Consider the following 13,954-nt stretch of genomic DNA (forward strand, 5'->3'; position numbering starts at 1 on the left):
TGTTAGTTTGTCGGTTTCGGTGCCAAAATCATAATCATACTGCGGCCCTCAAGTTTAGGAACACGCTCCATGACGCACAGATCAGCAACCTCAGTTGCAAGCCGATCAAGAATCTTCTGACCGACCGAAGCATGTGTAATTTCACGTCCGCGGAAGCGAACCGAACATTTCACTTTATCGCCTTCACCCAGAAACTTTACAACATTGCGGAACTTTGTTTGGTAATCGTTCTCGTCGATGTTAGCACGGAACCAAACTTCCTTCGTGTCTACAATCTTCTGATTCTTGCGAGCTTCTTTTTCTTTCTTTTGCTGCTCATAACGGAATTTGCCATAGTCCATAATCCGGCACACCGGCGGTTTCGCTGTCGGTGCAACGTTCACTAGGTCCAAGTTCAAATCGATTGCCAATTGCAGTGCCTCGCGGAAAAGCTTGATGCCTAATTGTTCGCCTTCAGCACCGACTACACGCACTTCTCTGGCCCGAATTTCATCGTTGATTTGATGTTCCCTGCTAATAACCTGCCACCTCCAAAAAATTATGAATCACGCAAGCAAAAATCAAAAAATGCGGATCCGCTCGGGACCCGCATTCCAATAATCAAGATTGTTGGCTGTTCATGCAGCGATTAAGCTGAAGCCTGTTCCAATCATCGATCGCGAACCATTCGGCCATCGCCGAGTAGGTGAGAAGCGGGTGCCTCTACTTGTGCGTATACATGTGTGAATAATCCGTAAGACATGTTACTGAAATACTATAGCATAGCCTATTCAGGCATGTCAAGCTTCAACTGGAGAAGATGACCGAAAGCTCATTAGACCTGTTTACTCTGCACTTCTTCCAAACGAAGCACACGCGTATGCTGCGTATGGCTCCATTGCTTGTTGTTTTGCGTGAAGAACGCGTAGCAAGTAATTGGCAGCCAGGAAAGCTGGAAAAACACCATCGAGATCAAATGCGCGTACATCTTCCACGAGCGAATGCCTTCAAGCATCATGACGAGCGGGAACATCAATACAGTGGCAAGAATCGCAACACCCGCTACCCAATACGGCAGGTAGTAGTAGATGGATGAAAAAGCATTCTCCGCCGGAATAATATTATCCATCCACAGCAGCGCCGTAACCAGGAAGCCGATGAATGTGTTGTATACCGAGATGGAGTACAGCGCCGCATCGAACTTCACGAAGCTGCGTTCTTTAATACTTGCCCAAAGCAGCGGGAAGAAATAACTGCGAGCTACGGTAAAGTGACCTTGCATCCAGCGCAGGCGCTGTCTGGAAGACGCTTTGAAGCTTAGCGGCTTCTCGTCGTACACTTTGGCATCGTAATTCAAGACCGGATGAATACCGCGTTTCACGCAGCGCATCGAGAACTCCAAGTCCTCTACGAGACTGGTTGCTCCCCAGCCCATTTCCTTAATCAGCGCGGTATCGAAGCACATGCCCGTGCCGCCAAGATAGTTGGCCATGTTCAAGTTTCGGCGGGAAAGCTGCCACAACCGGTTGCAATACCAGTAGGTAATGGCATAAGAAGCCGTAACCCAAGAATCCGTCGGGTTCTTCGTATCCAAGTAGCCTTGGATAACCTTATGACCTTCGCAAAGATCATTGTTCATATGAATCAAGAAGTCATTGCCGACCAGGTTATCTGCGTCGAACATCACGATGGCATCATACTGACGGGGCATTGCCCACAATTCCTTCAGCATCCATTCAATCGCATGGCCTTTGCCGCGCAGATGCGGATTCTTACGCTCACATGCTTGCACGCCATAGCTGCGGACGATCTCTGCCGTGTTGTCCGTGCAGTTGTCGCAAATGACGAAAATATCGTAAAGTTCCTTCGGATAATCCAGCTTTTTTAAATTTTCAACAAGCGCCCCGACTACCTGTGCTTCATTGTGTGCAGCGACAAGCACGGCAAACGATTTCTGCGGTGCGTGCTTTACTTCCTTACGTTTCCTTACAATGCCGAACAGGGAAATGCTGAATTGATACACACCGACAAAAGCCAAAAAGATTTGAAACATAATAATGATTGTATTAACCATTATTTTTTACTACCCCCTTGAGACCCCATTTTTTATATTCTCTCTAGTTTTGATCTCGCTGTCAGTGAATCGCGGCAGTCCTTTTTGTATATTCCGCAACCCTACTGATTTTCCACACATTGTGTCCATTTGTCAAAAGTAGAAATCGTCGCTTAACCGCCAAGAAGTCGAAGAAAAGCGCTTGCATTGGGTGTTGACGGGACTGATACCTTGTTTTCGTCCGTTTCACCCTTATTTTCAGCCATTTACGATAAAAACATGTTTCATTTTCATTAAACGAATACAACTGGCAAAGGTTTCATGTTAATTATCCCCTAGTGTGACGATTTGTTGAACTCGGGACTGCGCTTTCGGCTTGCCGGAACCTCATAAGAAGCTCTTCGAATATGGCATCCCAGGATTGTCTGAGGCTGTGCGCCAATCCCCTAGCCGTGAAACGTTTGCGCAGCTCGGGGTTCCTGTACATGCGTTCCAGTGCTGAACGGAAGGCGTCCGCGTTGCCGGCTTCGCACCTCAATCCATTCCACTCGTGGACAACCGTGTCCACCACACCTCCCGTATCCGCACAAATGACAGGCGTACCGCAAGCCATCGCTTCCAATACGACATTGCCGAAAGTTTCGGTAGGTGACGGGAACAGCATGACATCCGCTGCCGCATACCATTGTTGAAGCGCCGGCATCGCAGTAAAACCAAGAAAACAAGTCGAAATGCCCTCGCGGGCAGCTTGCTGCTTCAAGGTATTCATGGAAGGACCGTCGCCGGCTATAACGAAAGTGGCGTCGTTGCACACCTCTCGCTTAAACTTTGCAAATGCGGCAATCGCGCAATCCACGTTTTTTTCAGGCGCAAGTCTGCCTACATAAAGGACGATGAAGCGATCCTTCGGAATTTGATACTGCGCCAGCAGCGCGGCTTTATCCACATTCGGATGAAAGCTCTTCGTATCCATTCCCCGCGTCCAAACGGCCAGACGATGCTCATCCCACCCCCGTTCCTTCAGCTCAAGAAGCGTCGATGCGGAGGGTACGAAAATGAACCTGCATTCCTGGTGAAACCATTCCATATACCTCCATAACATCTTAACCATCCAACGGGTATTGTAAAACGCCAAATAGCGGTCAAAATGTGTATGATAGGAAGCAACCAGCGGTATTCGGTGTTTATGGGCGTAATGAATGCCGCAAAGCCCCAGATTAAACGGGGTCGCTACATGAATGAGAGTAGGCCGAAACGCTTGCAAGGTGCGATTAATATGAATTGGATTCGGGAGTGCCAGGCGGCATTCGGGATAGAGGAAAAAGGGCATGCTGGCAAACCGAGTGACCATCGGCTGAGGTTCTTCATGCGCGGCAGCCGCAGGCTGAGGTGCGAAAACAAGACATGGAATATCGCGGCGGCGCAGGTACTGCTCCCACCGTTCAAGCGTTCGTGCCACTCCGTTCACCTCAGGAGTGAACGTATCCGTAAATAAAGCAAGACGCATCGATCATCGCCTCCATCCGCTAATACCGCCTAAGAGCGCGGCAAGCTTGTGGAGCCAGTGTACACGAGTTGTATTTCCAGGGTATTAGTGGAACATGAAGAGTACGTGAAGATCGGACAAGCAGCACTCCCGGCATCCTTCATAATCGGTTATATAATTGTTAATACGGCAAAAACAATTCCGGCCTATACTTGATCTGCAAGTGAAAAGCGATTGATGGCTTGCAGCTGATGGATAGGCGTGACATTTGCATACGACCAGGAGGGGATTCATGTGGTTAATGTCGTGTTCTGGGCTTTAACACAGGAGCAGCGCTTATTACTATGGGCAAATCGCAGATCGGCGCACAGGGCCGTTAATCGATTGTTAGGAGGTTGGCTGGGGACGGTTACCCATGCAGGCGGGGCAACGTTCACTTTAGCGACGGCTTTGCTCTGCGGGCTGTTCGCCCCGGGCGTATGGGGCACCGCGGGCTGGCAAGCTTTCGCCGCCACCATTATCAGCCATATTCCCGTTGCCATCATGAAACGTAAATTCAGCAGACTCCGCCCTTATCAAGCACTTAGCAGCGTGCATGTATGCAAAAATCCGCTGCGCGACTCCTCGTTTCCTTCGGGTCACACAACGGCTATATTCGCTTGGCTCTTGCCTTGGCTCGTGGCGGAAACCGCTATGCTGCCGATTATCGTGCCGGCAGCGATCGTCCTCGGCGTATCCGTTGGCTGGTCAAGAATGTATCTCGGTCTTCATTACCCTTCCGATATAGCGGCAGGGGCTATCATCGGTTCGTTCGTATCGTTGTCCGTGTCCGCGGCTTGGTCACTCTTCTGAGAAGCGGCCAGCTTAGCCTCTTTATGAGCCGCAATCGCCTTCTCGCCAATTACAACTTCGACGCGGTGGATATTGTTGCCCTTCTCGACGAACTTAGCTTCATATTCAGTCAACACAAGATCATCGCGCAGCGTTTCTTTATGAAGATGCAGCGAAATATTGCGCATATGCAATTCCATATCCGCGAAGCTGTTGAGCGAGAATTCGAATAGCAGCTGCGAATCTGTTTTAAAGTGGATTTCACCGTATTCGTTTAGAATCTCCATATACTTCTTGACGAAGCGCGGGTGCGTGAGTCTTCTGCGCCCGTGCTTTGCTTTGGGCCAAGGATCGCTGAAATTCAAGTGGATGCGCTGGATTTCCCCAGGTGCAAACATCTCCTCGATCCCCTCGATGTTAGCCCGCAGCAGTGCCAAGTTCGGCGGTTGCGAAACGCCTTCCTTCTCCCATGCCAAACGCGCTTTGTCGCTTGCACGGCGGATCAGCTCGTCGTACATATCAACGCCGATGAAATTAATATGAGGATTCCGAACGCTCATATCGCTGATAAACCGGCCTTTTCCCATCCCAAGCTCAACATAGATCGGGTTATCGTTGCCGAAAAATTCACGCCAGCGTCCTTTATGAGGCGCTGCATCCAGCACCACAAGCTCCGGCTGTGCTTCCAAGCTCTCGAGTATTCCTTTTCTTCCTCTAAGACGCATATCGATTGATTCCTCCATTGTTAAATGCCGAATGCTGCACGAGCAACCGCTCGTCCAAACCAATCAGCGCTCGCTGAATGCTGTGCGAGCGATAGCTCGTCCAAGCCAATCAGCGCTCGCTGAATGCTGTACGAGCGATAGCTCGTCCAAGCCAATCAGCGCTACTAAACCATATTGTGCCCGAATTCGGCATCACTTGTAAAGTCGGCGGTAATGCAGCCTCCGTCCGTTTCCTTGCATATAAAAAGCCGAGGGCGCAGCGAGCGCCATCGGCTGAAGTTCATTCTGATGCAACTACCCTTGTTTAGTTGAGCATTTGGTTCTGAGCGGTTTCTTGCGACTCCAGGATGTCATGAAGTTTCTTCCGGGCGGAAACCTCAACATTATGATTACCGTAAAAACGGATACCTGCGAGCGACATCAATTCTTTTCTCGTTAATTCGACCGTAACTTTCTCGTCACCATGCGGAATTTTAACTTGTGAATCCATTCCTCATCACCTCAACTTGATTATTTTCAAGCGAATTTCCAGAAAACCGACCTGCTATGACAAGTGTTTGGAAGAGGGTTAAAAGTAGTGTTTTTGCTGTTCTGTCGCACTTTTAATATAACACTTCATGTTAGGTTTAGCAAGCCCTTTTCTAATCTTTTTTACAGCATTGCGCCTAATTTGAAACCGTTTTTTTGTTTCTAATGAAGTGCGCTTATGCCTCCGATTACACCCCCGGCGTAGCGTTTTGTCTCTTTTTTCGTTATGATTGGGGATATAAGATTTAATAAAAGCAAGAGGAGCCTACCAATGAAAGTGCAAACTCAGCCGGATGCCGACACCCTACAGCCTAGCCTGTGGAGCGACAAAAGGTTTCATACATGGAATCACGAAATGCGGGAGCAATTCGGGAGCAAAGTATTCAAGGTCATGCTGGATGCCGGCTTTACCTGTCCCAACCGGGATGGGAAGATCGCGACAGGCGGATGTACCTTCTGCAGCGCCAGAGGTTCGGGTGATTTTGCGGGCAGCCGCAGAGACGACTTGGTGACCCAATTCAATAAAATCAGAGATTTGCAGCACCAGAAATGGCCGGAAGCGCAATATATCGGGTATTTCCAAGCGTATACGAATACGTATGCGCCGGTTGAAGAGCTGCGGGAATATTACGAGGCGATCCTCGTTCAGCCCGGCGTTGTCGGCTTGTCCATTGCAACACGGCCGGACTGCTTGCCGGATGATGTCGTCGATTACTTGGCTGAGCTGAATGAGCGGACTTATCTGTGGGTCGAGATGGGACTTCAAACGATCCATGAGTCCACTTCCACGCTGATTAACCGCGCTCATGATACTGCCTGCTACGAAGATGCGGTTAAACGTCTTCGGGCACGCGGCATTCGCGTTTGCGCGCATATTATTTATGGCCTGCCTCAGGAAACGCATGAAATGATGCTCGATACCGGCAGAGCTGTTGCTGCTATGGATGTGCAGGGGATTAAGATTCACCTGCTTCATCTTATGCGCAAGACGCCGATGGTCAAGCAATATGAAGCAGGCCTGCTCCGCTTCCTGGATCAAGATGAATATGTGAAGCTGATCGTGGATACGCTTGAGCTGCTTCCGCCGGAGATGATTGTGCACCGGCTTACCGGCGACGCGCCTCGCGACCTGCTGATCGGTCCGATGTGGAGTCTTAAGAAATGGGAAGTGCTCAATGCGATCGACCGCGAGCTGACCGCGCGCAACACCTGGCAAGGCCGCTTGTGGGAGGCGCAATAGGATGGGATTCCTAAGCGTGCTCAGCATGGCCCATAAGCTCGTGAAGGAACGAGTCTCACCCGGTGACACCGTTATAGACGCGACCTGCGGAAACGGCGTAGACACGCTGTTCCTGGCGGAGCTCGTTGGCCCGCGCGGAACCGTCTATGCCTTCGACATCCAGGAGGAAGCGCTGGAGCGGACGAGGCAGCGATTGAATGACAGTGCAGCAGGTGCAGCGCTCCACCTCGTCCATGCGAGTCATGCCGATATGGTGGAACAGATTTCTGCCGATGGGCGCGGGAAGGCGGCAGCTGCAATGTTTAACCTCGGCTATCTGCCCGGCGCGGATCAGTCCGTCATCACGACGCCTGATGGCACGCTCGCCGCTCTGAAGGCGGCTCTTGCGGTACTTCGACCTTCCGGCATCGTGACCGTCGTGCTTTATCCCGGTCACCCCGGCGGCGCCGAGGAAGCCGACGCCGCCCTGCAATGGGCTTCCTCGCTGCCTCAGTCGCTGGCCCAAACGGTGCTTTATCGTATGGCGCAAAAAGCGGAGGCACCTTATTTGCTTGCAATCGAGAAACGGTAGTACACGTAAGACAAGCCAGCTTCGAAGCTATGCCGGATTCGTTAAATTATGAGGAGGTCATTATTCATGGCAGTTCGTAAACTTGAGCATGTAGGCATTATGGTTTCTGATTTGGAGAAGTCGATCGCATTCTATACCGAGATTGTCGGCTTGAAGTACCTGTACACGTTGAAGCATTCCAACAATGTCATCCGCCTGGCTTTCCTGTCCGGCACCGATGGCGGTGAATCCGAAGTCGAGCTGATTGAAGGTTACGACGGTCAATTGGCGGAGGAAGGACGCACGCATCATGTCGCGTTCACGGTTGACGATGTGGATGCAGAATTCAAGCGCATCACCGATCTTGGTGTCCCGCTTAAGGATACCGAAATCACGATGCTTCCCAATGGCGCGCGTTATTTCTTCTTTTACGGCCCGGATGGCGAATTCTTGGAAATGTTCCAGCCTGCCGCACAACCACAAGGCTAATGACTGTTTAAGGTATACAAGGAAGTTCAGACAGAGGAGTGATTCAATTGACACAAACTTACCCCTTGCAATTTAAACCCGAAATGAAAGAACGGATCTGGGGCGGCCGCGCACTGGAGCAATTCGGCCTGGAGCTTCCGGAAGGCGCGATCGGCGAAGGCTGGATGATCGGCGATCATCCGAACGGCACGACCAAAGTCATGAACGGCGCGCTCGCCGGACTTGGATTGGACGAAATTCGCGAGAAATACGGTCGTGAATACTTCGGTACGAAAGGCTATGCCGAGAATGGCCGTTTCCCGCTTCTGATCAAGCTGCTGGATTGCAACGACGATCTGTCCATTCAAGTGCATCCTACCGATGCCTATGAAGGATTGCCAGAAGGCGAGCTCGGCAAAACCGAAATGTGGTACATATTGGCTGCCGAGCCCGGCGCCAAAATCATCTACGGCCTCAAAGAAGGCGTTGACCGCGCTGCCCTCGCAGCTGCCATTGAAGAAGGCCGCGTCATGGATTGCCTGCAAGAAGTACCGGTCGAAGCCGGCGATGCGTTCTACATCCCTGCGGGTACAGTTCACGCACTGTGTGCAGGCGTTGTAGTCGCTGAAATTCAGCAAAACTCCGATACGACTTACCGGGTGTTTGACTACAATCGTCCGGGTCTGGACGGCAAGCTTCGCGAGCTGCATGTCGAAGACTCCCTTAATGTTACCGCGTACGAAGGCGCAGGCGCGAGCCGCATGAAGACCGATGCCATCGGCGACAATGAATGGCTCACCATCGCAGAATCCCCTTATTTCATCGTTGAAAAAGGGCTTGTGCGTGCACCTTGGAAGCTGACAACGACACCGGAATCATTCGTCATTCTCGTGATCGCGGAAGGAACGGGCTCGCTGAGCTGGGACGGCGGCACGCAAGCCGTTAAGGCCGGCGAATGCTTCTTGCTTCCTGCAAGCCTTGGCAGCTACGAGCTGGATGGCAGCATGACCGTTCTGCGCAGCGTAACGCCTTAATTCGAACAATGAAAAAGCCCACCCAAAAGTGTGAAAGGCGACTTTTGAGTGGGCTTTTTTTTTATGAGCACCTGAGGATGTCAGATAAAGGAACGGGTTGTCCAGCTGACTACGCTAAGCTCCCTGCCTCATACCTTAATGACAAACGGTGCAACGAGCACCTTTCCCTGATACTGAAACTGTGCCCATAGCTTATACATCCCTGCCTTGGGGAACTGCGTGTGGAACATGACACTGGAGGTGCCGGCGCTCATATCGCTTACGGCATGTACATGCAAATACTGCGTGGCACTCTCGTCCAGAATGACGCAATGTCCCGAAGTGCCAAGATAGGGCTCAAGCTTAATCGGGTTTCCGGTAGCGGCATCCTTCAACGTAAAGTTCAGCATCGCCATTTCCCCTGCCTTAATTTCCTTCATGTCAGGCATTGCAGTGAGCGTAACCTCAACACCGGAAACAACCGTTTGCATAGACTCGCTGACCGTAAGCATCTCGATAGCCGGCTCCGCACCGCCAACCGTAATCCATTTCTTATATACCGTGAGCCCAACGTCATCCGGCATAAATTCCGAAATCAGCAGAAATCGGCCGCCATGCGGAAAGCTCAGCTTCACTTTGAATTTCCCTTGCCCTTCATGAACCGGATGGACATGCGAGAACGTGGATAAGTCAGCGCTAACGATAATGAGATGCATCAGCTTGGTCATATCCTCTGTGAAGCGCTCCACCGGAAGTCCCGACGGATCCAGCACCTGCAGCTCTATTTTAATCTCCCGCCCGCTCTCGACCGACTGCTCCTCCGCTACGGTAACCTTGTATCCCCGATCGGACACATTAGTCATTTGATCTTGCTGCAAATAATGAAGCAGTCCCCTGGTTGGCGGATCTATCTCCACATTGCGAAGCGGTTTGGCTGTGCAGCCCCCTAGAAGAAGCGCTATCAGCCCTGCCATAACCAGCCATCTCAACATTAAGCTCCTTTGCTGCATCCGTCGACTATCCTTTCCCTTTCGAAGCAGACAGGAAATGAACGCCCAGAGACAGTAATGTCGCCTCTACAATCGAGCCTGACCATAGCTCTGCAGACCAGCCGATTCCATCCACCGCGTTCATGTAGCCGAAGTAAAAGCCCCAAAGCGCAACCGGCAGCGCCCCTGCGATTATTCGCTGTGCCCACATTCTGCCTTCGCCGGCCTTCAAATAGTGATAAAGCAGATCGCCCAGCAGACCTGCAGCACCTGCAATAATAATCGACTGATAGTATACAAAGCCGTCCAGTACATTCATCATCGTCGTAATCATCGCAAACAGCAGCGTCATGGCGCCGAAAGGCAGCTGCCACCGTTTCATAAGCAGAAACACCGGATACATATAGATAAGCGTATCCAGCAATATGTAGGTAAGACCGCGCATCTCGTTACTTTCAGACACGATCCCCCCATTAAAGTGACTGACATACCAGTCTACGACAGCGGCTGCCGGCAAATTGTAACGAAACGTCCAGGCGTACATGAGGAAGAAGCTGACGGCGCCTACCGTGATTACCAAGGATAGAAATGCCGGCGCAAACTCCACCCAGCTCGGTTTTGTCCATTTCTCATTATGCCAGCCGGCCCGAAACGGACTCGACAAAATCAATATCCCGCCCAACAGCAGCATCAGGTGTGAAGGACTCAGCAGCGCCGCCGTATTCTGCTCGATGCCGAACACAACATGCCAGTACATATCGAATAGTCCGCCGAGCAAGAAGATGACAACGCCGATTAATCCGAGCCCATAGCCGACAGGTGCCGCCTTGATCCAGGGTAAGCCGGTAGTTCGCTTCGAACGGTACAGCAGCCAGCACATCCAGATGGCCGAAACCATAAAACCCGAATAAAGAATGGCATGCCATGGAGTAAAGAACGTTTCGACGACTCCGTGATTATGAGCAAATCCATCCACGAAGATACCGCCAATCAGCCAAATGCCAAAGAGAATGGTCCAATAATCTTTCGCCGTGCTCACTCGTACTACGCGTGTATTCATAGCTTGAATCGGAACCGGTTGCATGGCGCGTCCCTCCGGAGTTGTCAATTTTGCAAAGGCTGTAACCGCCTTCACATTCTTGTCTTATTGTACTATGCCGATTTGCTTTTCCACTACTGGGCCGGCTAAAAAAAGAAGACCGCCGATTAAACGGCAGTCTCCTCTTCCTTCTTCCAAACCCCTCTTCGCTCCAGCAGCGCTACTAAAGCCGCAGCAGCAAATATCGTTAATAGACATACGAGCGGATAACCATAGCGTCCGAAGGTAATAAATGGTAGATGAATGAACCAATAATAGAGAAAGGGCAGCAGCAGCGGCAAAACCAGCTTCAACCGTCCGCGAATGCCAACCACGACGATTCCTGCGAAGCCAACAAGCACATACAGCCAGTGCACCACATTAATCGCCGGTCTAGGCAAGCCCGGTACCGGCTTAGAGTAGAACGGGCTCTCGAAGAGCTGGATGGACTTTCCGACCGTAAACCAGTACGCATAGTCGAACGTGTGATGTTTGAAGCCATAAGCAATGACGCGCTGCGCGGCCAGCTTCTCCGCACTGTCGCTGCCAACGAACAGCTTCTGATCCTTGTATTGCGGATATTGCTCGAAGAACCCTTTGGGCGGATTGGCGCGTTTGATCAGCGCTCCCAGCAGCATGGGATTGCCGGTGGATTTGGTGAATGGAATAAATTCATGAAAATCGACGTAGTTGCGAACCCACCACGGCGAGAGCAGCAGCATGCTGCATACGCCAACGATAGCTGTATACTTGAAAATATCCTTCCAGTTGTAGCGCTTCACGAGCCAGATGATCAGCAAACAAATCGGAATCAGCGCGCATTGCGGTTTGACGTAACAGGAGAGCCCCAGCATGATACCGACAAACACATATACGGATGCCTTTCTACGCTTCAGTGCATAAATAATGCTGCAAATCAGCAACAAAAAGAGCAGTTTAAACGTCGATTCCGTTAGAATCGCGCCCGAGGCAAACAAGTTCGGCACATAAAGCGCATCGAGCAGTACAGCCGCAACGGCGACGCGTCTGCCCAGCAGCTCACGCGCGATGATGAAAATGAGATAAACCGAAGCCGCCTGCATGAGGCACTGAAGCAAACGGAAGCCCATCACGGCGGCATCGCGATCCAGAAAGGACAAAAATCCGCTGAGCACGACAGGAACCACAGGCATGATATAGTTGGTCGGGTTCATACCGCTGTTATAAACAAGCGTATGATGCTCGAGCAGAACCTGCGCGGCATGTACATATTTGACATCATCATTGTTGCGTTTCTCATAGGAACCAAGCAGGAAATGGTCGCCGAGCGACAAGACCGAAATCACATGGATGAGTAAAACCGACGCCATTAAAATCCAAACAAACTTCCGCGTCCGGGACGTTTCGGACCGTAGTGAAAACAAAGCAAAACTCCCTTTCCAATTTACTGGTATTCTATAAAGAACCGATTTCTATTATACTATAAAAGATTTGTTGAAAAGCAAGCCTCGCAAGTAGAAGGATGGGAAAGAAGGTAATTTGAAATGCAGCAACAACGGAGCAGCGATATATTGGTCATTATTCCTGCCTATAACGAAGAAGATACACTGGCCCGAACCGTGCAGGAGCTCAAACGGCACACCCCTTATGATTTTGTCGTCATCGATGATGGCTCTAAAGACCGCACGCCTGAGATCATTCGCAGTGAAGGATTTCCTTCCCTTCGCCATGCCGTGAATCTCGGAATCGGCGGTTCGATGCAAAGCGGCTACAAGTATGCAGACCGCGGCGGCTATAAATATGCGATTCAACTGGATGCGGACGGACAGCATCGGCCAGCCGACATAGCGAAGCTTGTTACTGAAATCATAAGCCATGACTTTGACATGGTCATTGGCTCGCGTTTTGTTGAACAGAGCAGCTACAAGGGAAGCCTCTCCCGACGAATCGGGATCTTCTACTTTCACTGGCTGATTCGGATGTTGACCGGCGTACAGGTCTACGACCCGACATCCGGCTTTCGCATCGTCGGACGCCGTGCAATCGAGCTGTTTTCGCGAACCTACCCGACGGATTATCCCGAAGTGGAAGTGCTCGTCAGCTTGTCCAAGCGAGGATACAAGCTCAAAGAGATCAGTGTCGAGATGCGCAACCGCCAAGGCGGCTCCTCCTCCATCAACTGGTCCAAATCGATTTATTACATGATGAAGGTTACGATGTTCTCGCTCATTCGCAAAAGCTTCTCTTAAACGAAAGGAACCGCCCTAGATGAATCAGCTTGTCGCTATTCTCATTACGTTGTTTTTCCTGGGGCTTATCGTTTCGTTCACGGTAACCCATAAATTAAAGGATCGCTACGCGTTCCTCTGGCTGATCACCGCCATTGCCGGCGTACTCGCCGCTGCTTGTATCCCGCTGCTCAACCGGTTCGCCCTATGGATCGGCATCGCCTATATGCCTACCTTCGTGTTTCTGGTCACCATCATCTTCATCCTTGCCCTGCTCGTGCGGCAGACGATGAGCTTGTCGAACCAGTCGGAGAAAATGAAGACGTTAACGCAGGAATTCGCCGTCATGGAGAAGAAGCTGCTCGACCTTCAGAAGGCAGTGGAAGGACGTGAGACGCTGTGAACGTCGTCCAATTCCTTCTCATCCTCGCCAATACGCTCATGCTTGTAAGCGGGCAATTTCTATGGAAATACGGGCTCATGCAGCGCGCGAAACCTTTCGAATCGCTGCGCACGATTCTTGAGCTGATGTTCTCGCCCTATATCATGGGTGGATTGTTCATCTACGGCTGCGCAACGGTGTTGTGGCTGTTTATCGTATCGAAGGTCGACCTCAGCTTGGCTTATCCCATCCAGAGCCTGGCGTACATCATCTCCATCATCGGCGCTTATTACTTGTTTGGAGAATCGTTGTCTGCACTCAAAATCATCGGCTGTCTGCTCATCCTTGCAGGCGTTGCATGTATCGGCTTGTCAGCCCGTTATGCGTAAAAGCTAAAAAGCACGGTAAGTTCTAGAGCCGAGAGG

At 51.0% G+C, this 13,954-nt stretch carries 16 protein-coding genes; 8 read left to right on the plus strand and 8 right to left on the minus strand.

Annotation, left to right across the window (positions count from 1 at the left end; translation table 11 throughout):
* Positions 1-2: 2 nt before the first annotated feature.
* The 3 genes from infC to I8J30_RS23685 form a co-directional block, all read right to left on the minus strand.
* On the minus strand, positions 3-500 hold the full coding sequence (gene infC / locus I8J30_RS23675) for a translation initiation factor IF-3 (protein WP_143111540.1): 498 nt from the start codon (positions 498-500) through the stop codon (positions 3-5).
* 314 nt (positions 501-814) lie between these two features.
* The gene (locus tag I8J30_RS23680; protein ID WP_210662360.1) at positions 815-2,053 is read right to left on the minus strand and encodes a glycosyltransferase family 2 protein; all 1,239 of its coding nucleotides are present in this window, start codon (positions 2,051-2,053) and stop codon (positions 815-817) included.
* Positions 2,054-2,360: 307 nt separating this feature from the next.
* Positions 2,361-3,539, minus strand: coding sequence for a glycosyltransferase family 4 protein (locus I8J30_RS23685; RefSeq protein WP_210662362.1), 1,179 nt, complete (start codon positions 3,537-3,539; stop codon positions 2,361-2,363).
* 273 nt (positions 3,540-3,812) lie between these two features.
* Here I8J30_RS23685 and I8J30_RS23690 point away from each other — a divergent pair, with 273 nt between their 5' ends.
* Positions 3,813-4,370, plus strand: coding sequence for a phosphatase PAP2 family protein (locus I8J30_RS23690; protein WP_210662364.1), 558 nt, complete (start codon positions 3,813-3,815; stop codon positions 4,368-4,370).
* Here I8J30_RS23690 and trmB read toward each other — a convergent pair.
* Both trmB and I8J30_RS23700 read right to left on the minus strand, forming a co-directional pair.
* Positions 4,289-5,074 (minus strand): tRNA (guanosine(46)-N7)-methyltransferase TrmB, encoded by a 786-nt coding sequence (trmB, locus tag I8J30_RS23695; protein ID WP_091212666.1) that lies wholly within the window; start codon positions 5,072-5,074, stop codon positions 4,289-4,291. The two genes, I8J30_RS23690 and trmB, sit on opposite strands and share 82 nt — an antisense overlap.
* Before the next feature lie 304 nt (positions 5,075-5,378).
* Positions 5,379-5,564 (minus strand): hypothetical protein, encoded by a 186-nt coding sequence (locus I8J30_RS23700; protein ID WP_090977456.1) that lies wholly within the window; start codon positions 5,562-5,564, stop codon positions 5,379-5,381.
* Between the two features lie 309 nt (positions 5,565-5,873).
* On the opposite strand from I8J30_RS23700, the gene mnmL reads away from it, so the two are divergent.
* The 4 genes from mnmL (at position 5,874) to I8J30_RS23720 (ending at position 8,894) form a co-directional block, all read left to right on the plus strand.
* Positions 5,874-6,842, plus strand: a complete 969-nt coding sequence (gene mnmL / locus I8J30_RS23705) for a tRNA modification radical SAM protein MnmL/YtqA (RefSeq protein ID WP_210662365.1) — start codon at positions 5,874-5,876, stop codon at positions 6,840-6,842.
* A gap of 1 nt (position 6,843) precedes the next feature.
* Positions 6,844-7,413 carry a tRNA 5-(aminomethyl)-2-thiouridylate-methyltransferase MnmM gene (gene mnmM, locus I8J30_RS23710; protein ID WP_210662366.1) on the plus strand — a complete coding sequence of 190 codons (570 nt, stop codon included), beginning with the start codon at positions 6,844-6,846 and terminating at the stop codon, positions 7,411-7,413.
* A gap of 66 nt (positions 7,414-7,479) precedes the next feature.
* Positions 7,480-7,881: a VOC family protein gene (locus tag I8J30_RS23715; RefSeq protein WP_210662367.1), complete on the plus strand. Its 402-nt coding sequence runs from the start codon at positions 7,480-7,482 to the stop codon at positions 7,879-7,881.
* Positions 7,882-7,928: 47 nt separating this feature from the next.
* Positions 7,929-8,894, plus strand: coding sequence for a type I phosphomannose isomerase catalytic subunit (locus I8J30_RS23720; RefSeq protein WP_240548323.1), 966 nt, complete (start codon positions 7,929-7,931; stop codon positions 8,892-8,894).
* 128 nt (positions 8,895-9,022) lie between these two features.
* Here I8J30_RS23720 and I8J30_RS23725 read toward each other — a convergent pair whose 3' ends face one another.
* The 3 genes from I8J30_RS23725 to I8J30_RS23735 form a co-directional block, all read right to left on the minus strand.
* A complete protein-coding gene (locus tag I8J30_RS23725; protein ID WP_210662368.1) occupies positions 9,023-9,865 on the minus strand; it encodes a hypothetical protein in 843 nt (280 codons plus the stop codon).
* A 25-nt stretch (positions 9,866-9,890) separates the two neighbouring features.
* Entirely contained in the window at positions 9,891-10,946 is a 1,056-nt protein-coding gene (locus I8J30_RS23730; RefSeq protein ID WP_210662369.1) for a hypothetical protein, read from the minus strand.
* 122 nt (positions 10,947-11,068) lie between these two features.
* Positions 11,069-12,343: a glycosyltransferase family 39 protein gene (locus I8J30_RS23735; protein WP_210662370.1), complete on the minus strand. Its 1,275-nt coding sequence runs from the start codon at positions 12,341-12,343 to the stop codon at positions 11,069-11,071.
* A 120-nt stretch (positions 12,344-12,463) separates the two neighbouring features.
* On the opposite strand from I8J30_RS23735, the gene I8J30_RS23740 reads away from it, so the two are divergent.
* Genes I8J30_RS23740 through I8J30_RS23750 form a run of 3 tightly spaced genes read left to right on the plus strand, consistent with a single transcriptional unit; the run spans position 12,464 to position 13,918 of the window.
* Positions 12,464-13,168, plus strand: a complete 705-nt coding sequence (locus I8J30_RS23740; RefSeq protein WP_210662371.1) for a glycosyltransferase family 2 protein — start codon at positions 12,464-12,466, stop codon at positions 13,166-13,168.
* Between the two features lie 19 nt (positions 13,169-13,187).
* Complete coding sequence (locus tag I8J30_RS23745) at positions 13,188-13,550, plus strand: DUF2304 domain-containing protein (protein ID WP_091212644.1); 363 nt, start codon at positions 13,188-13,190, stop codon at positions 13,548-13,550.
* Positions 13,547-13,918 (plus strand): EamA family transporter, encoded by a 372-nt coding sequence (locus I8J30_RS23750; RefSeq protein ID WP_177245598.1) that lies wholly within the window; start codon positions 13,547-13,549, stop codon positions 13,916-13,918. The genes I8J30_RS23745 and I8J30_RS23750 overlap by 4 nt, the downstream gene beginning before the upstream one ends.
* Positions 13,919-13,954 lie beyond the last annotated feature (36 nt).

This window comes from Paenibacillus lignilyticus, from assembly GCF_017942085.1.
GTDB classification, from domain to species: domain Bacteria; phylum Bacillota; class Bacilli; order Paenibacillales; family Paenibacillaceae; genus Paenibacillus_Z; species Paenibacillus_Z lignilyticus.

Excerpts from the sequence above, each read along its gene's own strand:
- I8J30_RS23685 (WP_210662362.1), bottom strand. The coding sequence starts at position 3,539 with ATGCGTCTTGCTTTATTTACGGATACGTTCACTCCTGAGGTGAACGGA.
- I8J30_RS23700 (WP_090977456.1), bottom strand. The coding sequence starts at position 5,564 with ATGGATTCACAAGTTAAAATTCCGCATGGTGACGAGAAAGTTACGGTC.
- I8J30_RS23730 (WP_210662369.1), bottom strand. The coding sequence starts at position 10,946 with ATGCAACCGGTTCCGATTCAAGCTATGAATACACGCGTAGTACGAGTG.
- mnmL (WP_210662365.1), top strand. The coding sequence starts at position 5,874 with ATGAAAGTGCAAACTCAGCCGGATGCCGACACCCTACAGCCTAGCCTG.
- I8J30_RS23745 (WP_091212644.1), top strand. The coding sequence starts at position 13,188 with ATGAATCAGCTTGTCGCTATTCTCATTACGTTGTTTTTCCTGGGGCTT.
- mnmM (WP_210662366.1), top strand. The coding sequence starts at position 6,844 with ATGGGATTCCTAAGCGTGCTCAGCATGGCCCATAAGCTCGTGAAGGAA.
- trmB (WP_091212666.1), bottom strand. The coding sequence starts at position 5,074 with ATGCGTCTTAGAGGAAGAAAAGGAATACTCGAGAGCTTGGAAGCACAG.
- I8J30_RS23680 (WP_210662360.1), bottom strand. The coding sequence starts at position 2,053 with ATGGTTAATACAATCATTATTATGTTTCAAATCTTTTTGGCTTTTGTC.
- I8J30_RS23715 (WP_210662367.1), top strand. The coding sequence starts at position 7,480 with ATGGCAGTTCGTAAACTTGAGCATGTAGGCATTATGGTTTCTGATTTG.
- I8J30_RS23725 (WP_210662368.1), bottom strand. The coding sequence starts at position 9,865 with ATGTTGAGATGGCTGGTTATGGCAGGGCTGATAGCGCTTCTTCTAGGG.
- I8J30_RS23740 (WP_210662371.1), top strand. The coding sequence starts at position 12,464 with ATGCAGCAACAACGGAGCAGCGATATATTGGTCATTATTCCTGCCTAT.